This is a genomic window from Streptomyces sp. NPDC005263 (genome assembly GCF_042872365.1).
GTDB lineage: Bacteria > Actinomycetota > Actinomycetes > Streptomycetales > Streptomycetaceae > Streptomyces.
This window is the reverse complement of sequence record NZ_JBIAKJ010000001.1, coordinates 815,958-842,735: the sequence shown is the minus strand read 5'-3', so window position 1 is coordinate 842,735 and position 26,778 is coordinate 815,958. Positions and strand designations below refer to the sequence as shown.

The window sequence follows — 26,778 nt, the reverse complement described above, 5'->3', positions numbered from 1 at the left end:
CGCCGAGTACCCCGAGACGCGGTGCCGAGTACCCGGAAAGACCTGGTCACACTCCGCTGGTCACACTCCGTGGGGGGAGTGTGGTCTGCGCCGGTTCACGCGAACCCGCGTCGGCCGCGGACGACGTCAGTGCCCCGGCAGCCAGGCGCTGAGGGCGTCGATGAGGCGGTCGAGGGCGGGCTGGGGCGAGGAGCGGTCCGTGACGACTGTGCGGCCGTTGAACTGCAGGGCGTACTGGAACGTGTCGGCGGCCCCCTTGTCGATCGCGAACGCGGGGACCTCGGCGAGCGCCGGATCTCCGAGCAGCGTGCGCAGCTTCGCGAACTGGGCCGCGCTGGTGCGGTGCACCACCGGCCTGCCCTTGTCGTCGGCGGTGACGGTGCCGTCGCCGCGGAGGATCACCTCCTGACGGACACCGGCGAAGCCGCCGCTGACCGTCATCGTCACCAGCTTCTGCTCCGGCGACGGGCGGCTCCCCGAGGCGGAGGCGGAAGCCGAGGCCGCGGCTGAGGGGGACGTCGGCTCGGAGGCCGAGGCCGAGGCCGACGCCGAGGGCGAGTCGGCCGACGGCGAGGCGACGGAAGCCGTCGACCTGCCGTCCGCCGTGCCCGTCGGCCCCGCCGCACCCCCGTCGCCTCCTGAGGAACAGCCGACCAGCCCCAGCAGACCCACCGCGACCATCACGGCCGTCGCCCCACCGGTCGTACCCCTGCCTCTACCGCGACCGCGACCGCATCCGCTGCCGCCACCCCTGCGCATGCCCCTGCCGAGCACCGCACCGCCCCCGCTCGTAGATCGCGTCCAGTGCACTGTCTGTACCACGAAACCGCCCGTTCAGTCCCCTGGGCGTCCAGCTCCCGACAACGTCACTGGCCGGCGCGGTGCCGACTTCGTACCCGCGGTCCGCCGGAACGCCCACTCCGTCCCCGGCTCCACCACGAACCGGAAGACCCGCCGGACGGGCGGGGTGCACAGCACGGTCACCACGGTGGCGGCCACCGCGGTGACGAGGATCTCGCCGAGCGGCCGGTGGACCCAGGCGGGCTCGTACCAGCCCCAGAACTTCGCGCCCTGGGCGACGAAGCCGTGCAGCAGGTAGCCGTAGAGGGTGCCCGCGCCCAAGGCGGTGAACCAGGTGCGCCGACCCGGTACCAAGGAGAGGAAACACCCGACAAGGAGCAGGGAGCAGCCGAAGAGCGCCAGGGTCATCAGCGGCCCGTACCAGGCGGGCGCGCCCAGTTCCACGGCGCTGTCGTCGTGGAAGAACCAGCCGGCGGTCATCCGCGGCGCCGCCCAGTAGGCCATGGCGAGCCCGCCCGCGAACACCACGACCGCCAGCAGACGCACTCCTCGGCGGCGCACCATGTGGAAGTGCTCCGGCTTCAGGCACAGGCCCAGCACGAAGTACGGCAGGAACTGCAGGGTGCGCTGCAGGGCGAGGTCGTCGCCGATGGGCGACAGGGTGGCCAGCGCGGCCACGGCGAGCGCGAGGGGGAGCGGCCACCGCACGGTCCGCCACAGGGGAGTGGTCAGACGCCAGATGAACAGCGCCGCGAGGAACCAGGTCAGATACAGCGGATCGAGCAGGCTGATCGCCCGGTCGGGCGACTGGTCGGTCCACCGGGTGTACAGGGTGTAGGCCGTCTCGAAGACGACGTAGGGCACGACCAGTTGCGTCACCAGCCGCTTGATCCGCTCCGGACTGGCGTCGAAACTCCGGGAGAAGTAGCCGGAGATGACGATGAACGCCGGCATGTGGAAGGTGTACACCAGCATGTACAGCGCGGACGCGGCTCTGCTGCCGTCTCGCAGTGGCTCCCACGCGTGTCCGGCCGCGACCAGCACGATGGTCAGGTACTTGGCGTTGTCGAAGAACGCGTCGCGCTGCTTGGCCGGCTCAGGCGCGGGCCGGGCCGAAGCCGCCGCTCTGTGCTGCGGCAGCGGGCCCTGCGAAGATACGGTGCCCGTGCCGGTGCCGGCCGGAGTGACGGTCGTGGTGTCACGGTGAGACATCCCGAGCGCTTGACCGACTCGGGATGCCGTAAACCTGTCCGGATGAAGGCATGGCACATGTCACAGTCGGTCGGTGTCAGCGCTCACCGGTCGGGGACCCGGCCCGCTCGGAGCCGGGCCGGCTCGACGAACGCAGGGTGCCGACCGTCCGCAGCAGCCGGTCTGCCGGGTCGCGCAGCGCGGGATGGGCCAGCACCGTGTTCCGCAGGCCCCGCACCGGCCTGCGCCACAGCCGGTGCGCCGCCGCCACCGGATGGCGGCGGCTCGCGAACCCCTCACCCACCCGCAGGTCGCGGGTCTTGAGCCACTCCTTGTACTCCTTCTCGCCGCGTCCCATGTCCATCACCCGCACACCGTGCCGGGCCGCCGCCTCGGCCAGCCGCAGGTGCATGATCAATCCGGGTGAGTAGTAACGCAGTTCGGGGTCGTAGGCGGTGAACCAGGCCGCGAACACCGTGCTCGACGTCGGCCCGAAGTGGGCGGCCACCGGCCGGTCACCGGCGTACAGGACGGAGAGCACACCGGTGAAGTGCTCCTCGCGGACATGGAACAGATGGTTCGTCAGATCGACGATCCACGGCCGGGCGAAGCGGTCCATCCGTCCCGTCCTGCGGTACTGGGCGGACTTCCACCGCATCAGCGTCCGCAGCGCCGCCGGGTCCCGCTCGTCGTAGACGAACCGCACCTCGCCCACGTCACGGCCCAGCCGGCGCTCCTTCTTCAACGTGGTCTTGGCCAGCCCGGGGTACGCGCCCCGCAGCCACGCCGGGTAGTCGCCGTCGCCCGGCTTCAGGTCGATCACCGGCGACGCGAACGTCCCCGTGACATGTCGGCCGAACGGTTTCTGCTCCTCGACGAGATGGTCGAACTCGAAGATGGACAGCCCGCAGGCGCGCAGGAGGTCGTCGGAGTCCCAGGTGACCCCCGGACGGTGCACCAGGGCCTGGCAGTCGGACAGCCCCAGTGCGATGGCCCGGCCCACCCCCAGGGCACCCCGCTCGAACGGCAGGAAACCCACCGGCTCGCCGCCCTCGCGCAGGACCGCCACCCGGGCCCCGCCCCGATGTCTGCCCACCCCGATCGCGAACTCCGGCGCGAGGAACGGGTTCGCGTACTCCGGAGACTCGTCCATGGCCCGGTGCCAGGCCCCGCGCAGCGAGGCGTCGAGTTCACCGGTTCTGTGGACGGTGATGTCCAGTCTGCTCATGGTCCGCATGCGCGACCGCTCCCCCCGGAAGGCCGAACTGTTCGGCGAGATCAAACGTCGCGAAACAGTACGCACGCTGTCAAGGTGTCTGCCGCAACGGGTGATCCGGGTCTGCTGTGAGCCTCGCCGATCACGCCACACGCGGACAGTGCCGTGGCTACACTCGCGCCCCATGCGCAACAACAGCCCGCTCAGGCAGTGCAAGCGGAACACGACGTCCCCCCTCCTCCCGCGCTCGGGCGCCCCAAGAGGAAGGAGAAACGCCCTGCTGCTGCACGGCACCCGGGCCCTGCACGGGGCGTCTCCCGGGAAGGGGGCCGATATTCCGTGAGGGGCCGGCACAAGCAGTCCCGCGACCCGCGCGGACACTGGCTGTTACTGATCCTCGTCCTCCCCGCGATGTTCGCGGCCCTGCTCTTCGAGGGCTGGACCGACCACGAGGTCGACGCCGCGAAGACACGCTCCCCGTGCACCTCACCCGCGCCGGACGCGGTCACCGCCGGAAACGGCCCGGTGATCGGGATCAACCGTGACGGGATACAGACCGCGTCCATGCCCGCCCGCACCGTCGCCCTCACCTTCGACGGCGGCCCCGACCCGGTGTGGACCCCACGCCTGCTCGACCTGCTGCGCCGCCATCGGGCGCACGCCACCTTCTTCCTCTACGGTGCCCAGGCGGCACGCCACCCGGACCTGGTCCGGCGTATCCGCGCCGAGGGCCACGAGATCGGCTCGAACACCTACACCGGAGCCGTCCTCGGCGAGGCCTCACCCGCCCGCTTCGCCGCCGAACTCGACCTGACCCAGGCCGCGTTGGCCGGCACCGCGAATCTGCACACCACGCTGCTGCGGATGCCGCGCACCACCTCCCCGGACACCCTGTGCGGCCGGGAGTGGCAGGCGGCTCGACAGGCCACCGCCCGCGGCTATGTCCTGGTCACCGCAGACAAGGCCGCCCGCAAGCCGGCGCAGGGCCTGGTCCGGCAGTTCAGCCAGACCGGGACCGCCTACCGGGAGACCCGAAAACTCCTCGCCGACCGCGGCGTCGACCGCTTCACCACCGTGACCGACGGACTCGACCTCACCCCGTACACCCCGGTGTCGGCCCTCGCCCGCTGGCAGGGCGCCGCCCTGATCTGGGGTTCCGGCCTCGGGCGCGCCTTCTCGCACGCCATGACGTGGGTCCTCGGGATCGCGGGCGCGCTCGGCGTGCTGCGCCTGGCCCTGCTCGTCCTGTTCGCCCGCGCCCACGTCCGCCGACTGGAGCGTTTCACCCCCGGCGCGCCGTGGCTGCGGGAGGTGACCGAACCGGTGACCGTGCTGGTCCCCGCGTACAACGAGGAGGCCGGCATCGCCTCCACGGTGCTCTCGCTCCTCGGATCCACCCATCGTGACCTGCAGATCCTCGTGATCGACGACGGTTCGACGGACCGTACGGCCGAGATCGCCGCGGGGATCGACGACCCGCGGGTGGAGGTGATCCGCACGCCCAACGGGGGCAAGGCCGCGGCGCTCAACACGGGTCTGGCGCACACGCGGCACGACATCGTGGTCATGGTCGACGCCGACACCGTCTTCGAGCCCGACGCCGTGCACCGGCTGGTGCAGCCGCTGGCCCATCCCGCCGTGGGCGCGGTCAGCGGCAACACCAAGGTCGGCAACCGACGGGGACTGCTCGCGAAGTGGCAGCACCTGGAGTACTGCTTCGGCTTCAACCTCGACCGGCGGATGTTCGAGGTGCTGGAGTGCATGACGACCGTTCCCGGCGCCATCGGGGCCTTCCGCCGGGACGCGCTGCTCGGCGTCGGCGGGATCAGCGAGGACACCCTCGCCGAGGACACCGACCTCACGATGGCCCTGTGGCGGGCCGGCTGGCGGGTCCTCTACGAGGAGTCCGCCGTCGCCTGGACCGAAGTGCCCACCTCACTGCGGCAGTTGTGGCGCCAGCGCTACCGCTGGTGCTACGGCACCATCCAGGCGATGGGCAAGCACCGGGGCGCCGTCGTGGGGGTGGGCACGGCCGGACGCTTCGGCCGTCGCGGCCTGACCTACCTCGCGCTCTTCCAGGTCGTCCTGCCGCTGCTCGCACCGGTCATCGACGTCTACGCCCTGTACGGCGTGCTGTTCCTCGACCCGCTGCGGTCGGCCGGGGTCTGGTTCGCCTTCCTCGGCATTCAACTGGTCTGCGCCGCTTACGCGTTGAGACTGGACGGCGAGCGCAGGCGGACCCTGTGGTCGATGCCGCTGCAGATCTTCGTCTACCGGCAGCTGATGTATCTGGTGGTCTTCCAGTCCGTGGTCGCCCTGCTCCTCGGCAGCCGGCTGAAGTGGCAGCGGATGAAGCGTTCCGGCACGGCGGCTGAACAGATCGGAGGCCCCGCGCCGTACAAGAGCGTGCCGACGAGGTGATCCCGACGCTCCGAGGGAGCCGAGGTGATCCCGACGCTCCGAGTGACTGGACAGGCCGATGGACGACTGGACCGACCACCGGGCGGGTGACGACGACCCGCTCGACGGCGCGATCGCCGGCATGACCGGGCCGGTACACGTCAACACGGGCCGGGTGCTGCCGTACGCGCCCCCGCCCTCGACGCGCACCGCACCGCTGCCCGGCATGCCCTCGCCCGCCCCGCCGGGCCGTACCGGCGGGGCGGGCACCCGCGATCAACCGGAGCGGGGGAGCAGAGCGCCCAGGGCCCGCCGCTCCGGGCGCCGCCGGGCGGTGCGGGCGACGGTCGTCCTGCTCTGCGGTCTGCTCGCCGCCTGCGCGGGAACGTACGTGTGGGCCGACACCCGGCTCGACCAGGAGGTGGACCTCGGCGCGCTCACCGACCGCGCGGCCCCCGGCAAGGGGACCAACTACCTCGTCGTCGGCTCGGACAGCCGTGAGGGTCTGTCCGACCAGGACCGCAAGGACCTGAACACCGGCTCGGCGGAGGGCCGCCGCACCGACTCCATGATCCTGCTGCACACCGGCGCGAGCGGCACCACGATGATGAGCCTCCCCCGCGACTCCTGGGTGACCCTCCCGCCGTACGTCGATCCCGGCACCGGCAGAAGCTACCGCGCCGCCCCGAACAAGCTGAACGCGGCGTTCTCGCTGGGCGGGCCCGAGTTGCTCGTCCGGACCGTGGAGCGCAACACCGGACTGCACGTCGACCACTACGCCGAGATCGGTTTCGCCGGGTTCGTGGGGGTGGTGGACGCGGTCGGCGGCGTGGACATGTGCCTCGACCGGCCCATCAAGGACAAGTCCTCGGGGGCGAACCTGCCCCGGGGCTGCCAGACCCTCGACGGCGCCGAGGCGCTCGCGTTCGTCCGGCAGCGCAAGCAGGAGGCCCAGGGCGACCTGGGCCGTACCCAGAACCAGCAGAAGTTCCTGACCGCGCTCGCCGCCAAGGCGACCACCACGGGCACGCTCCTGGACCCGGCCAAGTCGGTACCGGCCGTCACCGCGGGCCTCGACACACTCGTCGTCGACAGGGCGACCGACCTGCCCCGGCTCATGTCGCTGTTCCAGGCCATGCGGGGCGTCGCCGGCGGCGGTGGTCGTCAGCTCAACGTGCCCGTCTCCGACCCGAACGTCACCACCTCCAAGGGCACCGCCGTGCAGTGGGACACCGCCCGCGCACGCAAACTCTTCGGCGAGCTGAAGCAGGACCTGTCCGTGACCGCCCCACGCCAGAGGTGACGGCTTCGTCGGCTGCGTCGAGGCGGCCCGCGTGATGCGGGCCGCCGACCAGCGGCTGGACTCGATGGTGACGCGAACCCTGCCCTGGAGGACGTTCCGGCGGCGTTGACGGAACTGCCGAGCAGGCGTCCGGCGGCCGCACACCGACCGGATGTTTGGGTACCACCTCGTCGACGACATCGTCCGGCCGCCGCTCACCACGAAGCAACCATGCGAGGACACACCGTGCCACCGAAACCGCCCCCCTTCGACGCCGAACTCGGCGCAGTTCTGCAGGCGATGGCAGCCGAGGGCAGCACCCTCCCGGACCTCAGTCCGGAGGGGATCGCTGACGCGCGCCAGATGCTGGACGCCGCGGTCCCGGACGACGAACAGCTGGGCCGCCAGGGGTTTTTCGAGGTCGAGGACCGGGTCGTACCAGGACCTGACGGATGCCCCGGTGTTCCGCTCCTGATCTGCCGCCCCACGGCGGCCGGCGGCCCGCGGCCCGTGATCTATCACGTCCACGGCGGCGGCATGGTGATCGGTAACAACCGGTCCGGTGTGGACATGATCGTGGACTGGGCACGGGAGCTGAACGCGGTGGTGGTGTCCGTCGAGTACCGGCTCGCACCGGAACACCCGCACCCCGCGCCGGTCGAGGACGTGTACGCCGGCCTGTCGTGGACGGCCGATCACGCGCGGGAGATCGGCGGTGACCTGGAGCGGATCGTCATCGCCGGAGTCAGCGCGGGCGGCGGTCTCGCCGCCGCGCTCACCTTGCTGCTCAGGGATCGCAAGGGGCCGCGGCCCGTCGGACAGCTGCTCATGGGCCCGATGCTGGACGACCGCAACGACACACCGTCCGCCCACCAGATGCAGGGCTCCGGCGTCTGGGACCGGACGGCCAACGAGGCAGGCTGGACCGCGCTGTTGGGCGGCCGGCGAGGTGGCCCGGACGTGTCCCCGTACGCGGCACCCGCCCGCGCCGAGGATCTGTCCGGGCTGCCTCCGGCCTATCTCGACGTCGGCTCGGCGGAGACCTTCCGGGACGAAGTCGTCGCGTACGCCTCCCGTATCTGGCAGGCCGGGGGAGTGGCGGAACTGCATGTGTGGCCGGGCGGCTTCCACGGTTTCGAGGGCTTCGCCCCGCAGGCGGCCCTGGCCCGCGCGGCTCTGGACGCACGCCTGAACTGGCTGCGGCGGCTCCTGGCCGAGTGAGCGCGAGCCGTCTGATCAGCCAGGACCGCACCACCACCTACGCACAGGTGACGCATCGCGTCAGGGGCGGGCACCCACGCCGAGGGCGTGCCGGTAGGCCCGTTCGTCGTCGTCTGCGAACACGGTGAACACCACGCGGTCGAAACGGCCGGGACGCGCCGCGATCCAGTCCGCGACCGTGTCCAGCGCGATCGGTGCGGCCTCCTCCTTGGGATAGCCGAAGACGCCGGTGCTCACGGCGCAGAAGGCGAGGGTGCGGACGGTCTCCACCTCGGCGGCGAGATCCAGACACGCCCGGTAGGAGGAGGCGAGCGCCTGCGCGTCACGTGCGTGCGGACGACCCTGGACGACAGGGCCGACGGTGTGCAGGACGTACCGGGCCGGCAGGTGGTAACCCCGGGTGATCTTGGCCGTACCGGTGGGTTCGGGGGCTTGCTGCGCCGTGATGATCGTGTGGCAGTCGTCGCGCAGGTGCGGCCCCGCGGCGTTGTGCAGGGCGTTGTCGATGCAGGGGTGCTGAGGGCGGAAGCAGCCGAGCAGTTGGCTGTTGGCGGCGTTGACCACGGCGTCCGCTGCCAACGTGGTGATGTCTCCCCGCCACAGCACGGCCTCGGACGCGGCCCGGAAGGCGGTGCCGGGGAACTCCTCTTCGATCGTGGGCGGTTCAAGTGCCGAGACGGTGGGCCGCAGGTGCCGCTCGGCGCCGAGCAGCGCGTCCAGCTCCTGGTCCACGCCCTCCGGCAGCGGACCGGGGTCACGGACGGTCAGCAGGGCGCGCAGCACACGGCGACCCGTTGTGGCGCCGGTAGGGGATTCGGCGTCGGCGAGGCGCCTCAGTGCGTCGGACCGAAGTCCGAGCCGGGAGACGGCCGGATCGCCGCTGAGCAGACGCAGCGCCGAGCGCACATGGGCGTCCAGCGTCCCGGTGGGGGCGGGGGCCGCCGTCGGGCGGAAGGGTTCGTCGAGGACGACGGATGACCGGTAGGCGGACAGAGGCAGGGCGGAGGGCTGTGCCCGGGTCCCGGCGAGGGCATCGGGTTCGGCGCGGCTCGGAATCATCGAAGGCTCCGGGTGAGGCGGGTGGACGGGGTGTGCCGACGGCCCGGCATCCGCTTGTCGGTGCGCGCGGATGCCGGGCCGTCGACGGGTGGGTCACCGCTCGTGGATCACGGCGCGGACGACGTCGGCCAGGGGTGTGGCGGGATGGCCGGTGAGGCGGGGCACGGCGTCGCTGACACCGTCGAGTTCGCCGGACGCGATGGCCGTGTAGGTGGACACCCAGGCGTCCAGCTGCCACCGCGGAGCCCCGTAGGAGGAACGGGAGGCGTAGGCCGCCTCGACCGTCTCCTGCTGGTAGGTGACCGTGCGGCCGAGCCGCTCGGACAGGATCGCGGCGGCCTCGTCCAGCGTGAGCGACTCGGGCCCGGTCAGGTCGTAGGCCACACCTTCGTGATCGTCCGGCCGCGACAGCACCGCGGCGGCCGCGTCGGCGATGTCGTCCTGACCGACGAACGCGGCGCGTCCCTGCCCGGCCGGGCCGCGGATGACCCCGTCCTCGCCCACGAGGTCGGGAACGAACTCCGCGTAGAGGTTGTCCCGGAGGAACGTGTACGCCAGGCCGCTCGCGCGGATGTGCCGCTCGGTGTGGAAGTGGTCGCGTGCCAGGGTGAAGGTCGCGTCGGGTGCCGCACCGTAGAAGGAGACGTACACCAGGTGCCGGACACCCGCCGCGACGACGGCGTCCACGAACCTCTTGTGCTGGGCGAGCCGGTCGGCGCTCTCGGAGGCGGAGACCATGAAGACGGTGCGGGTACCGGCGAGGGCCTCCCGCACGGCGTCCTGGTCGGCGTAGTCACCTCGCATCGCCAGGGTGCCGGGGAGCCGTGGAGCGCGTGCAGGGTCGCGGACCAGCAGTTTCTGCGGAACGCCCCGCTCGGCCAGTCGCCGTGCGACGCGCCCGCCGAGCCGGCCGGTGGAGCCGGTGACAGCGATCGTGGGGAGGGATACCGCGGATGTCTCGGACATGACGTGCCTTCTCTTTCTGTGGTGACGGGGGAACGCTGCCGCCACACCTCAGGAATCGAGCCCGTCGAGCAGCCGGTCCGCTCCGAGGGGGACGGACAGTGCTCGATCGCCGAGGTCCGCGGGGACGTCGGGATGGTCGGGGTTGATCCGGACGAGGCGGGCCCGAGGGGTCTGGCGCACCAGGTTCTCCATGGGCCGGCGGATCACGCCGGGGGTGTTGAAACCGGCGCCGATCTCCACCACGAGCAAGGCGCTGCCGGTGGGCGCGTCGTCGAGCCACCGGGCCAGCCGCCGCCCCGCCGGCAGGTACGAGTCGTCGACGAACTCCGGGCCGACCCGGACGTTGGGGAAGACGTCGGCACCGCAGTGGGGGCAGCGCGGCAGGGCCTGCGGGTCGGTCACCCGGCCGGTGTCGCGGTCGTACGCGGCGAGGATCGTGTCGAGGAACGGCCTGCTGGACCAGGTGTCGCGGGAGCACGGGACGGTGCACTGGAGGCGGCCGTAGTCGCCCTGCGGAGTGAAGACCCGGTCCGCCGCGAAGCCGTTGCGGGCGAAGAGGGCGTCGACGTTGGACGTCATCACCCAGTGTTCCCGCTCCCCGACCAGCTCTCGCAGCGTGCGGTAAAGGGGGTTGGGCTCGGCGCCGTAGCGGACGTCGTCGATGTGGACGGCCCAGTAGCCCCACATCATGTCCTTGGGCAGCGGCACGCCCAGCAGGTAACGCGAACGCAGGCCGAGCCGGTACAGCGCCGGCAGCAGTTCCCTGAAGCGTTCGGTGTCGCCGTAGTCGTAGCCGGCGGCCGCGCTCAGACCCGCTCCGGCCGCGATCAGGACCCGATCGGCCTCTTTCAGCCAGGCGCGGACGGTCTCGCGGGCCGGTGCGGCCGAGGCGTGAGCGTCGGTCGCGGTCGGGCCGGGAGCATGGGTCGCCGTCGGCGCGGAGGCATGGTGCACGGTGTTCACGACACACGGGTCCCTTCCGGTGCCACGGACACCTGGTTCAGGTACGCGTCGAAGGCCGTGGTCAGTTCCTCGACACGGGTCAGCGGGCCGCCCAGCCGGTGGTGGTGACCGCCTCTCCCGTCGTCGCCACGCGCCGTCCTTTCCGGTTTCCGCCACAGAGACGTTCCGTTCCCGCGGCGGCACGACCAACGTACGGAGAGCGCGGGGAGGAAGCCGGATAAACTTCCGACTGATGATGGCCCAAAACCGACATGATGCTCCGCGTGAGATCCCGGAGATCCCGTTCTCCGCGCCCGCGGGCACGCCCGCCGGTGTCGAGGTCATGTCGCTGGCGGAGCTACGGCGGCGCGTCTCCGGGTGCGCCCTGACCCGGCCCCAGCGCCCCGACTTCCATCACCTGCTCACGCTCACCGCGGGCGACCTCTGGCACATCGTCGACTTCAACGGCTACGCCCTACGACCGGGCTCCTGGCTGTGGGTGCGCCCGGGACAGGTGCAACAGTGGGGAGACCTGACCGAGGCCGAGGGCACTCTGATCCTCTTCCAGCAGGACGTGCTGGACGCGGCCACGGCAACGACCGCCCGTGTCGACGACCCGCACGCACCCGTCGTCACCACCCCCGTCGCCGACGACGCCGAGGCGGTGACCATGGCCGCGGAACACCTGAGCCGCGAGTTCCAGGCGCTCGGTCACCTGCCGCTCGACGCGCACATCGCGGCCCTGCGCCACCTCCTCGCCGTCCTCCTGCTGCGACTGGCCCACCTCACCGTCCCGGTCGGCAGCCCCGCTCCGGAGCCGGACGAGACCTACCTGCGGTTCCGTGACGCGGTCGAACGGCACTTCACCGCCACCCGACGAGTGGAGGAGTACGCCCGCATGCTCGGCTACTCGGGCCGTACCCTCGCCCGGGCGACCCTGGCCAACGCCGGGCTCAGCGCGAAGGAGTTCATCGACCGCCGGGTCGTGCTGGAGGCGAAGCGTCTGCTGGCGCACGGCGACGAGAGTGCCGCGCAGATCTCCGACCACCTCGGCTTCGTCACGGCCTCCCAGTTCAGCAAGTACTTCGCGCAACGCACGGGGCGTTCCCCGATCGACTTCCGCAAGGGGATCCGGGGACTGGCGACGAGTGAGTCGCGTTCTGGCCGTCAGGACACCGGTTCGGGCATCGCCCCTCCTGCCGTGGAACACCGACGCGGGTAGGGCCCCCTCGCCACCGCGGGGAATCACCTTTTCCGGACTCATTTGTGGTCGCGCAGGAAAGCAGGGATCTCGTCGCGGGTCGGGTAGTTCGGCAGAGGTGCCGGCTTGCCCTGAAGGAAGGCGGTGATGACGGCGACGGCCCGGTCGTTGTTGTCGTCGAGGCCGTTCCACATGTGGTGTCCGACTCCGGGCATGTACTGCGTGCGCTGGACGGCCGGGGCATTGGCAAGGACGGTGGTCTCCCATTGACGAACCTGGGAGGAGCACTCGGCGATCATCAGCATCGCGGGGGTCCGGGAGCGCCTCAGGTGCGTGGCGATGGAGGGTGAGTCCTTGACCGTCTGCTGGATGCGGAGGCTGGCCGCGGGGCTGAAGGAGAAGTTCTGCGCAGTGTCCTCGGCGGGGATGCGGTGCGCGTCGCGAGCGCAGTAGGCGGATGCGGTGTCGCTGCCGAGGTCTGCGGCGGTGAAGGCGTTGTCGCCTTCGGCCTGTCCGATCAGTCCGGTGTCGGGGGTGAGGAGTCCGAGTCGCATGAGGCCGAATGCCACGGCGTACCGGGGGACGTGCGTCGATCGCGGTCCGGTCATGGCCGGCGCGAGGCCCCGTGCGGATTTTCGGCCCTTGTGCCCGGCGACGCGTGCGGTGGGGCCGTCCATGGGGCCGGGCTCAGCGATGATCGCCCGGTGCAAGCGTGCGGCGACGCCCGGGTCGGCCAGGGCTCGGGTGAGCATGGCTCCGCCTGAGGAGAATCCGAGGATGTCGACCTTGCCCTTGTTCAGGCGGTCGACGAAGGCTGCGAGGTCGCGGACCGGCCTGGAGATCGTGTACTGGCCCATGGGGAGCAGGTCGCTTCGTCCGCCACCGGCCTGTTCGTAGGCGTAGACGTCGTAGCCCTGGCGTGCCAGAAGTTGCAGGAACCGGTGGTCGAGCACCGAGATGCCGCGGACCGGTCCGCCGTTGAGGTACACGAGCGGGATGGGATGCCGGGTGCCTGGGTTCGCGGGCGGGTAGTGGTACACCGCTACCCGGCTGCCTGTGGCCAGGCTCCAGTGCTGCGTGGCCACGAAGGGCAGGGCGGGCGGGTATCGCCGGGCCGTCGGCACGGTCGGGATACAGACCGACGCCGTCAATGCCGCCGCGACGACCACCGGCAGGAACGGCACGAGCCGCGCCGGCCAAGTGCGGCGCCGACCCAGCCACATCGCCAGGACAGCTCCGACTCCAAGGGTCGTCAACCACGCGGCGAGCCCCGAGCCTGCCCCATCTGTGAGGGCGGTCAGTGCGAGAAAGACGACGACCAGCATCGTGACGGCGGCCAGGGCCAGTAGGAAGCGTCCGGCGAAGCGGACGAGACGTATGGCGGACGTGGGCACGGCGGACCTCCGACAGTTTCAGAACGGTGTTTCAAAACGACGTTATCAGAGGAGGTAGGCTGCTGGCCGTGGGTAGGCCGAGAACAAACGACGAGGCCGTCAAAGAGCGGCTTGTGGAGTGCGCGACCGAGATGCTCGCCACCCGTCCGCGGGAGTCGCTGACGGTCCGCGCCGTGGCCGCTGCCGCCGAGGCGTCGACGACGGCGGTGTACTCCCTGTTCGGCGGTAAGGACGGGCTGATCGGTGCGGTGCGCGACAGAGCCGTCGCCGGCCTGTTCCAGGACGTGTCGGCGGTGCGGACCTCCGCGGACCCGCTCGCCGACCTCTACGCGCTGGCCGTCGCCTATCGTCGCTGGGGGCGAGGACACAACCACCTGTACACGGTGCTGTTCGGTGGTGTGCAGTCCTTCGACCCGGCGGGGGAGGTCGGTGCCAGTGACCCGATCCGTCCGCTCCTCGCGGCGATCGATCGCGCCGTCACAGCGTCCGTCCTCGTCGGCGAGGCAACGTCGATCGCACTGTCGATCTGGGCCACCCTCCACGGGCTGGTGACTCTTGAACTGGCCGGGGCCTTCGACGCCGCGACGGCCGAGGCCGCGTTCCGCTCGGCGATTCACGCCACGTTGCGCGGATGGACGACCCCGGAGGTGTTCCGCGGCCTTCGCCAAGCAGAACTCGCTCATTGACAGGATCAGGGCCGGTTAGCGGGGCCCTCCCGGTCCCTGCCGGGGAGAGGGTGCGTGGTCGGTGAAGACCGGCATGCCAAGGTCGACCAGCTGCGGCCGGCCATCGGTCGGAGATCTGTTGAGGCTGTTGAGCCTGGCCATCGCAGCGTGAAGCTGACCTGGAGTCCCTCGACCTCGCCGAGCCAGCCGTCGGCGCGGGCTTCGCGGATGCGCTCTCGGAGGTTCTGGGTGATCTCGATGAGGCGTGGCCTCTGGCGGGGATCCATCTGTAGGACGGGGCAGCGCTCGTTCGGGTGCGCACCATCTACTGGCTGGGCCGACTGAGGGATGCGCAGTGGCCCGGCGCGTCGCTCGGTAGTCCGGTCAACACCTCGATGTCGTCCCGTCACGCAGGCAATCACCGACGCTGTCCCGACGGCTCCGGCAGCGGCGGGAGTCATCAGGCCAGCAGTCGCTTCTCCTTGGCGACCGCCACCGCCCCGGCCCGGGTCTCCACGCCCAACTTGCCGTAGATGCGGCCGAGATGGGTCTTCACCGTCGCCTCGCTGATGAACAGGGCCCGGGCGATCTCCCGGTTGCCCAGGCCGCGGGCGAGCTGTTCGAGGATCTCCCGTTCGCGTGCGGACAGGGTGGGGCGCGGGCTGCGCAGGCGGGTCAGCAGCCGGTCGGCGACGGGTGAGGAGAGGGCGGCGCGGCCGGAGGCGGCGTCACGGATCGCGGTGAACAGTTCCTCGGGTTGTTCGGCCTTGAGTAGATAGCCGGTGGCGCCTGCCTCGATGGCTCGGGTGACGTCCGCGTCGGTGTCGAACATGGTCAGCACCAGGACCCGGGGACCCGTGGTGCCGTCACCGGTCAGACGCCGGGTGGCCGTCACGCCGTCCATGCCGCCGTCGAGCTGGAGGTCCATCAGAACGACGTCGGGGCAAAGCCGGGCCGCCATGGCGAGCGCCTCCTCACCGGTGGCCGCCTCACCGACCACGTCGATGCCCTCGGCACTGGAGAGCAGGGCGCGCAGTCCGGCACGTACCACGGCGTGGTCGTCGCACAGCAGCAGCCGGACGGGCGGTGCGGGCACCGGCGTACTCACAGAACGGGCTCCTTGCGTGGGGCGGAGGGGTGCGCGGAGGCCAAGGGTGCCAGGGGGACGGCCACCGACACGACCGTGCCCTCGCCGGGGACGGACTCCACGGTGAGCGTGCCGCCCGCCTGCCGGGCCCGGATGCGCATGGCCGGCAACCCGTGCCCCCGCTCCCGGACCGCCTCCGGGGCCAGGGGATCGTGCGGGGTGGACGCGGAGCGCGGCCCGTCCACGTCGAAGCCGCGGCCGTTGTCCGCGATGTCGAGGGAGACCTGGTCGTCCAAGCAGGTCAGGGTCACCGCGGCCCGGGTCGCGGCCGCGTGCTCGCGCACGTTCGCGAGCGCTCCCTGGGCGATGCGCAGGAGCGCCGCCTCGACCCGCTCCGGCAGTCGGCCGGGATCGCCGTCGAGTCGGAACTCCACGGCCAGGCCCGGGGTGCGGTCCCGTTCCGCGAGCAGGGCGAGCGCGCCCGGGAGCGCGTGTTCGGCGAGGTCGGCCGGTGCCAGGTCGTGCACGAACCGGCGGGCCTCCGTGAGACTGCGGGAGGTGATCGCGGCGGCGTCGCGAAGGTGCGCGCGGGCCGTGTCCGGGTCCGTCCGCCAGACCCGCTCGGCCGCTTGGAGCAGCATCCGCTGGCTGGACAGGCCCTGCGCGACGGTGTCGTGGATCTCCGTCGCCAGCCGCTGGCGTTCCGCCAGCACACCGGCTCGCCGCTCGGTGGCCGCGAGGTCGTGGCGCGTGCGGACCAGGTCCTCGATCAGGGCGCGCTGCCGGGTTCCCTGACGTTGCAGATGGACCAGTACGGCGGTGGCGACCGCGGCGACGGCCGGGGGCGCCACGACCATGTTCGGATTCAGCGAGCCGTCCGCCCCACGCACCTCGGAAACGACGACCAGAGCGGTGAGGACGCCGGCGAGCGGCAGGGCCAGCCGAGGCGGCAGCGCGTGCAGACCGGCGAACAGCAGCGGCATCGCACACCAGGTGGCACTCGGCGCGAGGACCAGCAGGGCGACCCAGACCGTGCACACCGAGCCCAGCCAGACCAGATGGCGGGGCGTGGGCGCGCAGCCGGGGCGAGGGGCCGGGGCCCGGACCCGCCCGAGGACGTACAGCAGACCGAAGCCCGCGAACAGCGTCACCACCCACCCTGTACCGGGCCCGCCCTGGTCGCGGGTCAGGAAGCGGACGAGCGAGGAGCCGAGCAGCAGGAGGAACGCGACATCGACGGTCGTGGCCAGCCAACGCTCGTCCGGATCGGTGGGATCGGTCGGATCGTCCGGGTCGATTGGGTCGATTGCGTCGATTGGATCGGCCGGATCGGTCGGATCGGTCGGATCGTCCGGGGCGGTCGGATCGGAGTGGTTCACCCTCCGTGTCTAACGCGCCGGGCGCGGCTCCGCACCAACCGATCGGCTGACATGGGCACCGTCCGATCCGCACCCGGACCCGATCCTGTCGACCGAGCCGGACACCCCGCTCACGCACCGAGGCTGGTGGCACGGCCCGCACCACCCAGCAACCCGGAAGCAGGAGAGCCCCCATGCCCGGCAAGAACCTCACCGTCAACCGTGCCGCCCTCGGCCACCGCATCGGCTACGCCCTGCGTCACCCCGACCGCGTCCCGCGCCATCTGGCCCGCGCCACCCGGGACATGTGGCTGCGCCGCCGTCACACCGACCACGTCTCCTACTACCGGGCCGTGATGCGTTCCGACACCCGGGCCGACCCCGACGCGGCGGTCGGCAGCCGCAACCGGGAGCGGTGGCTGGCCCTCGGAGCGATGCAGTTCGACTACCTGGTCGGCCACGGTCTACGCCCCGAGCACCGCATGCTGGAGATCGGATGCGGCAACCTGCGGGGAGGCTGGCGGTTCATCCGGCACCTGGAGGCCGGGCACTACCACGGCATCGACATCTCGCCCGACATCCTGGTCTCCGCGCAGGACACCATCGTGGAGATGGGCCTGCAACAGCGACTGCCCACCCTGACCCCGGTACGCGACCTGACACTGGGCTTCCTGCCCGACGCCCACTTCGACGTCGTGCACGCGCACAGCGTCTTCTCCCACTCGCCCCTCCCGGTGATCGAGGAGTGCCTGGCCCATGTCGGCCGGGTGCTCGCGCCGGGCGGCTGGTTCGACTTCACCTTCGACCGCACGGAGGGCGAGGAACACCACGTCCTGCGCGAGGACTTCTACTACCGCACCGAGACGCTCCTCGCCCTGGCCGAGCGGCACGGCCTTCGGGCCCGTTTCATGGACGACTGGGAGGACCTCCCGCACGGCCAGTCCAAGATCCGCGTCACCCACTGAAAGGCGGCGATCCGTGGGTGGGGGGTGTCGTGGTGGTGAAAGCGGCTCCCACATCACCGCAGGGGGTTGTCCGGACATTCCCCGCCCCCTAGGCTCCCTCGGAGCAAGCGCTTTCTGCGTCTGCTTCGAAGCTGTCCGAGGAGTACCGCATGCCCCCGCTCCCAGCCCGTCGCCGCGTCGCCGTGGTCGGTACTGGTGCCATCGTCAGCGGCAGCCATCTGCCCGCGCTCAGAGCCCACGCGGACCGGACGGAACTGGTCGCCGCCGTCGACGTCGACCAGGACCGCCTCGACCGGTTCCGGGAACTGGCGGGCGGCGAGGTCGCCGGATACACCTCCATGGACGCGATGCTGGAGGCCGTACGTCCCGACCTGGTCCTCATCGGCACGCCGCCGTCCCTGCACCGGGAGCAGACGGTGGCGGCGCTGAAGGCGGGCGCCTGGGTGCTGTGCGAGAAGCCGCTGACCCTGTCGCTCGCGGAGTACGACGAGATCGCCGCGGCCGAGGAGGCGTCGGGCGCGTACGCGTCCGTGGTCTTCCAGCACCGCTACGGCTCGGGCGCCGTGCACGCCCGCGAACTGATCACGAGCGGCGAGCTGGGCGCCCCCCGGGTCGCTCACTGCCAGACCACCTGGTACCGGGACGCCGCCTACTACGCGGTGCCGTGGCGCGGAAAGTGGTCCACCGAGGGCGGCGGCCCCACGATGGGGCACGGCATCCACCAGTACGACCTGCTGCTGCACCTGCTCGGCCCCTGGACGGAGGTCCGGGCCATGGCGGCACGCCTGGTGCACGACACCGAGAGCGAGGACGTCTCCACGGCCCTGGTCCGGTTCGAGAACGGCGCCCTCGCCACCGTCGTCAACAGTGTGCTCTCCCCGGACGAGGTCAGCCGCGTCCGCATCGACTGCGCGGACGCGACCGTCGAGCTCACCCACCTCTACGGCCACCGCAACGAGGACTGGGTCTACACCCCGGCCCCGCACGTCCCCGCCGAGCGCGCCGCCGCCTGGAGCGCCCCCGCCGAGGACGTGCCCAGCTCCCACACCGCACAGCTCGGTGCGCTCCTCGACGCGTACGACAACGGTGTCAGGCCGCCGACCAGCGGAGCCGACGCCCGCGCCACCCTCGAGTTCGCCGCCGCCCTCTACAAAGCGGCGTTCACCGGCGACCCGGTGCACGCGGGGGAGATCGGCCCCGGCGACCCGTTCTACCCGGCCATGCACGGAGACCACCCCCACTGGGCCCCCAAGGAGCGCGCATGAGCATCCGCGTCAGCCATGTCCACGGCGAGCACATCGCGGTGGAGGCCGCGGACGGCACCGAGATCCTCCGCTACGTCTACCGCCCCGACCCCGAGGCCTTCGAGTCCCGGAAGCCCTACGCCCACCCGGTGCGCACCCTCGCCGGGCGAACGGTGACCGGCTACCGTCCCAACGACCACCGCTGGCACAAGGGCCTGCAGATGACCGCGAGCCATCTGTCCGGGCAGAACTTCTGGGGCGGCAACTGCTACGTGCACGGCGAGGGGTATCTCCCCCTCCCGGAGCGCGTCGGCTCGATGCGTCACGACGGCTTCCCCGCGTTCACGGTCGACGACGACCGGCTGGCCTTCACCGAGGCACTCACCTGGGTGGAGAACGGCGGCGCCGAGTGGGCGCGCGAGGAGCGAGGTCTCGCCGTCCACTCGGTGGACGAGGAGGCCGGGTCCTGGGCGCTGGACTGGTCGATCAGGCTGACGAACCTGCGGGACGAACCGCTGGTCTTCGGCTCCCCGACCACCGCCGGCCGTGAGATGGCCGGTTACACGGGTCTGCAGTGGCGCGGACCGCGCGACTTCACCGGCGGCACGGTCTTCGCCCCGGACACCGACGCGGACAAGCTGATGGGCTCCCAGGGCCCGTGGCTCGCCTTCACCACCGAGCACGACGAGACCGACGGGCACTCCACCCTCGTCTTCGCCCACGCCCCGGAGAACCTCGACGAGACGTCGGCAGTCCACGCCTCGCACTGGTTCGTGCGCTCGGAGCCCTTCCCCACGGTGGCGTTCTCGTGGGCGTTCTTCGAGGAGTTCGAGCTGCCGCCCGGCGAGTCCTTCGCCTACCGCTACCGGGTGATCGTCGCGGACGGCGCCTGGGACGGCGACCGCGTCGGCACGTACCTGGAGGGGCTGCCGTGGTGAGCGGGCCCGCAGCCGCGAAGTCGGCCCTTCCGCACCCGCTGCCCGGCGCCGTGGGCCTGTCCCACCTGAGCGCCTACGACTGGGAGGCGGCGGACGGGGTGTGCGGCGGCAGCCCGCACCTGCACCTGGTGTGCACGGAGGCCTACGTCGTCACCGGCGGCCGGGGCGCGGTGCAGACCCTGAGTCCCGACGGCTACCGGGACATCCCCCTGGAGGCGGGATCGGTCGCCTGGTTCACCCCGGGGACCGTGCACCGCATGGTGCAGGGCGGCGACCTGCGGATCACCGTGCTGATGCAGAACAGCGGTCTGCCGGAGGCGGGCGACGCCGTCTTCACCTTCCCGCCCGAGGTGCTTGCGGACCCGGACAGGTACGCGGCGGCGGCCACGCTCCCGCCCGGCACCGGACCGGAGACCGCCGCGGCGGCCCGGCGCCGCCGGGACCTCGCCGTCGAGGGCTACCTCGGCCTGCGGGAGTCCCTCGTCGCCGGCGACAACGGCCCCTACGCCGATTTCCAGCGCGCCGCCGCCCGGTTGGTACGCGCCAAGGTGCCGGCCTGGCGCGAGCTGTGGCGGGCCGGTGCGCTGGCCACCGCCGAACGCACCGGCGCCCAGCTGGACGCGCTGGAGGACGACGCGCCGGGTTATCTCGGCGAGGCGACCGCGTACGAGGCCGCGCCCACCCGGCTGGGGGGCTTCGGGATGTGCGGCCGACGGGACGAGTACGCGCTGCCGGGGACCACGCTGCCGTACCAGGGCGAACAGGGATGAGGAAGGGCGAGTAGCAAGACCCCGGGGGCGAGGGGGGCGTGGGGGGCCGTCATGAGAAGTCCGAGGAAGGGATGAGGTGACCTCGGCATGCCCGGACACAGGACAAAGGGGTTCTGCGCATCGGCCGCCGCACTAGCGCTCTGTGCGGTGCTGGCCGGATGCGGAGGATCCGGGGAGTCGGTCGGCGGCGGCAAGGTCGCGCTGCGGTACACGTGGTGGGGCAACCCCGACCGCGCGGAACGCACCCAGCAGGCCGTCGCCCTGTTCGAGAAGCGCCATCCGAACGTGCGGGTGCAGACGTCGTTCTCGGGTTACGACGCCTACAAGCAGAAGCTCGCGGTGCAGGCCACCGGGGGCGACGCGCCCGACGTGATGCAGCTGGATTACCGCCAGATCGACCAGTACGCCTCCGGTGGGGTGCTGCTCGACCTGGCGAAACAGAAGTCCGTTCTGCACACGTCCGAGATCGACCCGGGCCTGCTGGCCACCGGCCGGGTGGACGGCACCCAGTACGCCGTCCCGCAGGGCCGCGGCACGGAGACCGTCGTCTACGACGCGCGGGCGTGGAAGAAGGCCGGCGTTCCGCTCCCGCGCCAGGGCTGGACCTGGGACGACTGGGCGCAGTCCGTACGCGCGTTGGCCAAGCGGACGGGCAAGCCGGGAGCCACCGACCCGGGCCAGAGCGAGGACGCCTTCGAGGTCTGGCTGCGCGGCCGGGGCAAGGCCCTCTACACCAAGGAGGGCCGGCTCGGGTTCACCGCCGACGACCTGACCGAGTGGTGGACCTTCGCCGACCGGCTCCGGCGCGAAGGTGCCGTCTCGCCCGCCGAGCAGACCACCCAGCTGGACGGGTCCGTGGAGAACACCCCGCTCGGGCGGGGCACGGCGATCTCGGACACCAACTGGGACGCTCCGTCCAGCGGTTACCTCGCCCTCGTCCCGACCGGGATCGCCCTCGCGCCCATGCCGGCCGGTGAGAACGGCACGCCCGGACAGTACTTCAAACCGTCGATGTTCCTCGGTGTCTCCGCCAACACCGGCCACCCGAAGGAGTCGGCGCAGCTCGTCGACTTCCTCCTCAACGACAAGGACGCCGCCGAGATCCTCGGCGCCACCCGTGGGATCCCCGTCAACGAGACCATCCGTGAGAACACCGCGTCCCAGCTGAAGGACTTCGACAAGACCGTCGCCGACTTCCAGTCGTCCCTCGAAGGCACCCTCAAGGATCCGCCGCAGGCCCCGCCCTCCGGCGACAACGCCCTGCAGACCACCTTCCAGCGCGACTACGACCAGGTGTCGTACGAGCGCATGTCGCCCCGCGAGGCGGCCGAGAACTACGTCACCGAGGCGAAGGCGGAGCTGAGGTCATGACCACCACCGACATACCCGCGCCCCCGGCCCGCCCGACGCGGGCGGGCACCGCCCCGAAGCGCCGCCCCAAACGCGAACGCGAGGGCGCCGCCTGGGTGTTCCTGTCCCCGTGGGTCCTCGGCGCGAGCGTCCTCACCCTGCTGCCGATGGCCGTGTCGCTGTACCTGTCCTTCACCGACTACAACCTGTTCGACCCTCCGCGATGGGTGGGCCTGCGCAACTACACGCAGATGTTCACCGAGGACCCGCGCTACTGGCGGTCGGTCATGACGACCCTGACGTACGTCGTCGTCGCCGTGCCCCTCCAACTCGCGCTCGCCCTGGTCGTGGCCCTCGCCCTGAAGTCGATGAAGCGCGGCAAGGGCTTCTACCGGTCCGCGTTCTACGCCCCCTCGCTGCTCGGCGCCTCCATGTCCATCGCCCTGGTCTGGCGGGCCGTCTTCAACGACGGCGGCACGGTGGACAACCTGCTCGGCACCGGCGGCTGGGTGAACAAGCCGGGCTATGCGCTGCTGGCCGTGGCGCTGCTGACGGTGTGGCAGTTCGGCGCCCCGATGGTCATCTTCCTGGCGGGCCTGCAACAGATACCCGCCGAGCTCTACGAGGCGGCAGCCGTCGACGGGGCCGGAAAATGGCGCCAGTTCGTGTCCGTGACCGTGCCGATGCTGTCCCCGGTGCTGTTCTTCAACCTGGTGCTCCAGACCATCCAGGCCTTCCAGGTGTTCACGCCCGCGTTCGCGGTGAGCGCCGGCAAGGGCGGCCCCGCCGACTCCACCCTCGTCTACACCATGTACCTCTACGACCGCGGCTTCGTCGCCTCACACATGGGCTACGCCTCCGCCATGGCCTGGGTGCTGCTGCTCGTCATCGGTGTCGTCACGGCGGTCCTGTTCCGCACCTCGCGCTCCTGGGTCTTCTACGCGTCCGAGGGGGACCGATGACCGTCGTCTCAACCACCGCTTCCCGCAAGCCCGTTCGCTGGGGACGTGTCGCCCTGCACCTCGGCTGCCTGGCCGCCCTGCTGGTCATGCTGTACCCGCTTGCCTGGCTGCTCGCCACCTCGCTCAAGCCCGCCGACGAGGTCATCGCCAGTCTCGACCTGCTGCCCAGCCACCTGGAGTGGTCGAACTACACGACGGCCATGGACGGCGTGAACGACGTGTCCATCTGGCGGCTGCTGTCCAACTCGCTGCTGATCGCGGGCGGCGCGGTCCTCGGCAACGTGCTCAGCTGCTCGCTCGCCGCCTACGCCTTCGCCCGGCTGCGCTTCCGCTTCCGGGGCCCGCTGTTCGCCTTCATGATCGCGACGATCATGCTGCCGCATCACGCGGTGCTGATCCCGCAGTACATCATCTTCAACCAGCTCGGCCTGGTGAACACCTACTGGCCGCTGATCCTGCCGAAGTTCCTCGCCACCGAGGCGTTCTTCGTCTTCCTCATCGTGCAGTTCATGCGTGGTCTGCCGCGTGAGCTGGAGGAGGCGGCCCGTATCGACGGGTGCGGCCCGTTCCGCAGCTTCTTCCAGGTCGTGCTGCCGCTCACCCGGCCCGCGCTGATCACCACGGCGATCTTCACCTTCATCTGGACCTGGAACGACTTCTTCACCCAGCTGATCTATCTCTTCGACCCGGACAAGTTCACCCTCACGCTCGCCCTGAGGTCGTTCGTGGACGCGTCCAGCCAGTCGTCGTTCGGCCCGATGTTCGCGATGTCGGTGATCGCGCTGCTGCCGATCGTGCTGTTCTTCCTGGCCTTCCAGCGGTTCCTGGTGGAGGGCATGGCCAGCTCCGGAGTCAAGGGATGAGCTCGGAACGGACACGTGAGCCGGGTGAGCTGTTCGGGCCCCGGATGACCCTGTTCGCCGACGTGCTCAGCGTCGGCCTGGCCACGGCGGTGGCCTGCCTGCCGCTGCTGACCGCCCCGGCCGCCCTGTCGACCGCGTGCGCGGTGCTGCGGGGCGTGGGGCAGGGGCGCCCCGCGACCGCGGGGCGGTACGTCGAGGTCCTGCGGCGACGGCTGCGGGTGGGCGATCTGGCGGCCGGCGCCGTTGCCCTGGCAGGTGCGCTGCTGTGTGTCGCGGACCTGGCGCTGGCCGGGGCCGGGCTGCCGGGGGCGACGCTGTTCGCGGTGGTGGCCGGCGCGATCGGCACCGGCGCCCTGGTGGTGGGCCTCAGGGCCTGTGCCCGCCCCGAGTCGCTCATCGACTGGCCGGCCGCCGTGCGCGGGGCGGCGAGGGACGTCGTACGGGATCCGGGTGGCTGTGGTCTGGTGCTGCTCGCGGTGGCGACCGCCGCCCTGTGCGCGTGGATGATGGTCCCGCTCGCGTTTCTCGCGCCGGGACCGCTGGCGTTGGCGCTCACCGCTGTCGACGTCCGATCGGCAGGGGGGCCCGAGAGCTGATGCCTCGTCAGGAGACCGGCGGTGTGGAGCCGCTCGGGGGGTGAATGGGTCAAGTCCGGTCGGGGACGTCCCCGACCGGACCATCACCGCGGCCGCCCCGGCCAGGTCAGCCGAGCGCGCGATCCAGGTTGAAGGCGGCACTGATCAGGGCGAGATGGGTGAACGCCTGCGGGAAGTTGCCCTGCTGCTCGCCGGTGTGGCTGATCTCCTCGGCGTACAGACCGAGATGGTTGGCGTAGGTGAGCATCTTCTCGAAGGCCAGTCGCGCCTCGTCGATCCGCCCGGCGTGCACCATGGCCTCGACATACCAGAACGAACAGATGGAGAACGTGCCCTCGTCGCCGCGCAGCCCGTCGGGACTCGCCTGCGGGTCGTAACGGTAGACCAGCGAGTCGGACACGAGTTCCTGGGTGAGGGCGTCCAGGGTGGACAGCCACTTGGGGTCGGTGGGCGCGATGAACTTCGTCAGCGGCATCATCAGCACCGCCGCGTCGAGCACGTCACCGTCCTCGTGCTGCACGAACGCCTGACGGGTCTCGGACCAGCCCCGGCTCATGATCCGCCGGTAGATGGCGTCGCGGGACTCCCGCCAGCGGTTCAGATCGGCCGGCAGACCCCGCCGGTTGGCCATGCGGATGCCCCGCTCGATCGCCACCCAGCACATCAGCCGCGAGTACAGGAAGTTCTTGCGGCCGCCGCGGGTCTCCCAGATGCCCTCGTCCGGCTGGTCCCAGTTGTCGCACACCCAGTCCACCAGCGCGCACACGTCGTCCCACTGATCGCTGGAGATCGGCTTGGCCCACTTGTCGTAGAGGTAGATCGAGTCGATCAGTGCGCCGTAGATGTCCAGTTGGAGCTGCTCGGCGGCGGCGTTGCCGATCCGCACCGGCGCGGAAGCCTGGTGCCCCTCCAGGTGGTCGAGTTCGCGCTCCGTCAGATCCGTACGGCCGTCGATGCCGTACATGATCTGCAACGGGCCCGAGGGTTTGCCGTCGCCCGGACTGACGTGCCGGGTCACGAAGTTCATGAACGCCTCGGCCTCGCCGGTGAACCCCAGCCGCAGCAGCGCGTACACGCAGAACGCGGCGTCCCGCACCCACACGTACCGGTAGTCCCAGTTGCGCTCCCCGCCGATCTGCTCCGGCAGACTCGTGGTCGGCGCCGCCACGATCGCGCCCGTCGGCGCGTACGTCAGCAGTTTCAGGGTGAGGGCCGAGCGGTGCACCATCTCCCGCCAGCGGCCGCGGTACTTGGACGCGGAGAGCCATTTCCGCCAGTACGCCACCGTGGTGGTGAACTGTTCCTCGGCCTCCGTCCGCGCGCACCGGCGCGGCGTCACCTCGCCGCCCACCTGGTCCAGCGCGAACACCGCCGACTCGCCCTGCGACAGCTTGAAGTCGGCGCGCGCGTCCAGACCGTCGACCTCCAGCGGCACGGTCGCGGTCAGTCCGAGCGAGAGCTTCGCGGACTCGAACACCGCGACGTCGCCGACCAGCCGCACGGTGTGCGGCTCGGCGCCGTAGTCGAAGCGTGGTGCCACCCGGGTACGGAACGGGATGGACCCCCGCACGCAGAGCACCCGCCGGATCAGCCGGTGGCGTTCGGTCTCCACCGAGCCGCCGTCGACCGGCATGAAGTCCTGTACCTCGCCGACGCCGTCCTCGGTGAAGAACCGGGTGATCAGCACGTTGGTGTCGGGGAAGTAGAACTGCTTGGTGGTGGCCGGCACGGTCGCCGCCAGCTCGAAGCGGCCGCCCTTGTCCGTGTCCAGGATGGACGCGAAGACGCTCGGCGCGTCGAAGGAGGGGCAGCAGTACCAGTCGATCGTCCCGTCGGTGCCCACCAGGGCCACGCTGCGCAGATCGCCGATCAGCCCGTGCTCGGCGATCGGCAGATACCGTCCGCCCCCAGACACGTGCTGTGTGGTCGGTTGTTCATCCATCGCAGCCTCCATGCCCGGCACGTCCCTCGGCCTCAGCCTCAGCTTAGGCGGCCGGGGACAGCGCGGGGCCGGTAACACCACTGGACCGCGATCAATTGCGCTCCCGCATTCCCGGACCGGCACCCTGGCCGGATCCGCCGTCGCGCCGGTGACCTGCGTGTCGGCCGTGTCGGCCGCGTGGGTCCAGGCGAAGGCCCGGCGGCCCGGGGTGCCCGAGTCATCGGCGACGATCACTCTCCCGGCTTGCCCGCACAGCGGCCCGTTGACCGCGACCTCCGTCTCGTGATCCGGCCGGGCCCGATCGACCGCGCCCGTCCCGGCGGCTCAGGCGTACTCACCTTGCTCGTATGCTTGATTATGTTTGA

General features: G+C 71.2%; 23 protein-coding genes. 13 read left to right on the top strand and 10 right to left on the bottom strand.

The genetic code is table 11. The annotated features are described in order from the left end of the window. Positions 1–126 precede the first annotated feature (126 nt). The 3 genes from ACFYRY_RS03890 to ACFYRY_RS03880 all read right to left on the bottom strand — a co-directional run bounded on the left by ACFYRY_RS03890 (position 127) and on the right by ACFYRY_RS03880 (position 3,220). A complete protein-coding gene (locus ACFYRY_RS03890; protein WP_389141054.1) occupies positions 127–681 on the bottom strand; it encodes a hypothetical protein in 555 nt (184 codons plus the stop codon). 153 nt (positions 682–834) lie between these two features. After that, positions 835–2,013, bottom strand: a complete 1,179-nt coding sequence (locus tag ACFYRY_RS03885; protein WP_389139641.1) for an acyltransferase family protein — start codon at positions 2,011–2,013, stop codon at positions 835–837. A 76-nt stretch (positions 2,014–2,089) separates the two neighbouring features. Next, positions 2,090–3,220 (bottom strand): GNAT family N-acetyltransferase, encoded by a 1,131-nt coding sequence (locus tag ACFYRY_RS03880; RefSeq protein ID WP_389139640.1) that lies wholly within the window; start codon positions 3,218–3,220, stop codon positions 2,090–2,092. 399 nt (positions 3,221–3,619) lie between these two features. Between ACFYRY_RS03880 and ACFYRY_RS03875 the strand changes: the two genes are divergently transcribed. From ACFYRY_RS03875 to ACFYRY_RS03865, 3 genes are all read left to right on the top strand, one after another. Further along, complete coding sequence (locus ACFYRY_RS03875) at positions 3,620–5,629, top strand: bifunctional polysaccharide deacetylase/glycosyltransferase family 2 protein (RefSeq protein ID WP_389141052.1); 2,010 nt, start codon at positions 3,620–3,622, stop codon at positions 5,627–5,629. Between the two features lie 58 nt (positions 5,630–5,687). Next, on the top strand, positions 5,688–6,911 hold the full coding sequence (locus tag ACFYRY_RS03870; protein WP_389139638.1) for an LCP family protein: 1,224 nt from the start codon (positions 5,688–5,690) through the stop codon (positions 6,909–6,911). A gap of 225 nt (positions 6,912–7,136) precedes the next feature. Next, positions 7,137–8,111 carry an alpha/beta hydrolase gene (locus tag ACFYRY_RS03865; RefSeq protein WP_389139636.1) on the top strand — a complete coding sequence of 325 codons (975 nt, stop codon included), beginning with the start codon at positions 7,137–7,139 and terminating at the stop codon, positions 8,109–8,111. Positions 8,112–8,171: 60 nt separating this feature from the next. On the opposite strand, the gene ACFYRY_RS03860 is transcribed toward ACFYRY_RS03865, so the two are convergent. From ACFYRY_RS03860 to ACFYRY_RS03850, 3 genes are all read right to left on the bottom strand, one after another. After that, positions 8,172–9,170: a macro domain-containing protein gene (locus ACFYRY_RS03860; RefSeq protein WP_389139634.1), complete on the bottom strand. Its 999-nt coding sequence runs from the start codon at positions 9,168–9,170 to the stop codon at positions 8,172–8,174. Between the two features lie 93 nt (positions 9,171–9,263). Next, the gene (locus tag ACFYRY_RS03855) at positions 9,264–10,136 is read right to left on the bottom strand and encodes an SDR family oxidoreductase (RefSeq protein WP_389139632.1); all 873 of its coding nucleotides are present in this window, start codon (positions 10,134–10,136) and stop codon (positions 9,264–9,266) included. A gap of 48 nt (positions 10,137–10,184) precedes the next feature. Continuing rightward, positions 10,185–11,099 (bottom strand): NAD-dependent protein deacetylase of SIR2 family, encoded by a 915-nt coding sequence (locus ACFYRY_RS03850; RefSeq protein WP_389139630.1) that lies wholly within the window; start codon positions 11,097–11,099, stop codon positions 10,185–10,187. A gap of 232 nt (positions 11,100–11,331) precedes the next feature. Here ACFYRY_RS03850 and ACFYRY_RS03845 point away from each other — a divergent pair, with 232 nt between their 5' ends. Further along, entirely contained in the window at positions 11,332–12,300 is a 969-nt protein-coding gene (locus tag ACFYRY_RS03845) for a helix-turn-helix domain-containing protein (RefSeq protein WP_389139629.1), read from the top strand. Positions 12,301–12,338: 38 nt separating this feature from the next. On the opposite strand, the gene ACFYRY_RS03840 is transcribed toward ACFYRY_RS03845, so the two are convergent. Continuing rightward, complete coding sequence (locus tag ACFYRY_RS03840; RefSeq protein WP_389139627.1) at positions 12,339–13,673, bottom strand: alpha/beta fold hydrolase; 1,335 nt, start codon at positions 13,671–13,673, stop codon at positions 12,339–12,341. Positions 13,674–13,741: 68 nt separating this feature from the next. Here ACFYRY_RS03840 and ACFYRY_RS03835 point away from each other — a divergent pair, with 68 nt between their 5' ends. Beyond that, positions 13,742–14,359, top strand: a complete 618-nt coding sequence (locus ACFYRY_RS03835) for a TetR/AcrR family transcriptional regulator (protein WP_389139625.1) — start codon at positions 13,742–13,744, stop codon at positions 14,357–14,359. Between the two features lie 439 nt (positions 14,360–14,798). Here the strand turns inward: ACFYRY_RS03835 and ACFYRY_RS03830 are convergent, their stop codons facing one another. Together ACFYRY_RS03830 and ACFYRY_RS03825 are read right to left on the bottom strand one after the other, a co-directional pair. Further along, entirely contained in the window at positions 14,799–15,446 is a 648-nt protein-coding gene (locus ACFYRY_RS03830) for a response regulator (RefSeq protein ID WP_389139623.1), read from the bottom strand. Then, positions 15,443–16,723 (bottom strand): sensor histidine kinase, encoded by a 1,281-nt coding sequence (locus tag ACFYRY_RS03825; RefSeq protein ID WP_389141050.1) that lies wholly within the window; start codon positions 16,721–16,723, stop codon positions 15,443–15,445. Before ACFYRY_RS03825 ends, ACFYRY_RS03830 begins: the two co-directional genes overlap by 4 nt. A 254-nt stretch (positions 16,724–16,977) precedes the next feature. Between ACFYRY_RS03825 and ACFYRY_RS03820 the strand changes: the two genes are divergently transcribed. The 8 genes from ACFYRY_RS03820 (at position 16,978) to ACFYRY_RS03785 (ending at position 24,471) form a co-directional block, all read left to right on the top strand. After that, positions 16,978–17,748, top strand: coding sequence for a class I SAM-dependent methyltransferase (locus ACFYRY_RS03820; protein WP_389139621.1), 771 nt, complete (start codon positions 16,978–16,980; stop codon positions 17,746–17,748). A gap of 149 nt (positions 17,749–17,897) precedes the next feature. Next, a complete protein-coding gene (locus ACFYRY_RS03815; RefSeq protein WP_389139620.1) occupies positions 17,898–19,013 on the top strand; it encodes a Gfo/Idh/MocA family protein in 1,116 nt (371 codons plus the stop codon). Next, on the top strand, positions 19,010–19,930 hold the full coding sequence (locus ACFYRY_RS03810; protein WP_389139618.1) for a PmoA family protein: 921 nt from the start codon (positions 19,010–19,012) through the stop codon (positions 19,928–19,930). Before ACFYRY_RS03815 ends, ACFYRY_RS03810 begins: the two co-directional genes overlap by 4 nt. Continuing rightward, positions 19,924–20,700 (top strand): cupin, encoded by a 777-nt coding sequence (locus tag ACFYRY_RS03805; protein ID WP_389139616.1) that lies wholly within the window; start codon positions 19,924–19,926, stop codon positions 20,698–20,700. The genes ACFYRY_RS03810 and ACFYRY_RS03805 overlap by 7 nt, the downstream gene beginning before the upstream one ends. Positions 20,701–20,787: 87 nt before the next feature. Next, positions 20,788–22,071 carry an ABC transporter substrate-binding protein gene (locus ACFYRY_RS03800; RefSeq protein ID WP_389139614.1) on the top strand — a complete coding sequence of 428 codons (1,284 nt, stop codon included), beginning with the start codon at positions 20,788–20,790 and terminating at the stop codon, positions 22,069–22,071. Next, positions 22,068–23,012, top strand: a complete 945-nt coding sequence (locus ACFYRY_RS03795; protein ID WP_389139612.1) for a carbohydrate ABC transporter permease — start codon at positions 22,068–22,070, stop codon at positions 23,010–23,012. The genes ACFYRY_RS03800 and ACFYRY_RS03795 overlap by 4 nt, the downstream gene beginning before the upstream one ends. Beyond that, the gene (locus ACFYRY_RS03790; RefSeq protein ID WP_389139611.1) at positions 23,009–23,875 is read left to right on the top strand and encodes a carbohydrate ABC transporter permease; all 867 of its coding nucleotides are present in this window, start codon (positions 23,009–23,011) and stop codon (positions 23,873–23,875) included. The genes ACFYRY_RS03795 and ACFYRY_RS03790 overlap by 4 nt, the downstream gene beginning before the upstream one ends. Continuing rightward, positions 23,872–24,471 carry a hypothetical protein gene (locus tag ACFYRY_RS03785; protein ID WP_389139609.1) on the top strand — a complete coding sequence of 200 codons (600 nt, stop codon included), beginning with the start codon at positions 23,872–23,874 and terminating at the stop codon, positions 24,469–24,471. Before ACFYRY_RS03790 ends, ACFYRY_RS03785 begins: the two co-directional genes overlap by 4 nt. 106 nt (positions 24,472–24,577) lie before the next feature. Here the strand turns inward: ACFYRY_RS03785 and ACFYRY_RS03780 are convergent, their stop codons facing one another. Further along, on the bottom strand, positions 24,578–26,413 hold the full coding sequence (locus tag ACFYRY_RS03780; protein ID WP_389139608.1) for a glycoside hydrolase family 15 protein: 1,836 nt from the start codon (positions 26,411–26,413) through the stop codon (positions 24,578–24,580). Between the last annotated feature and the right edge of the window lie 365 nt (positions 26,414–26,778).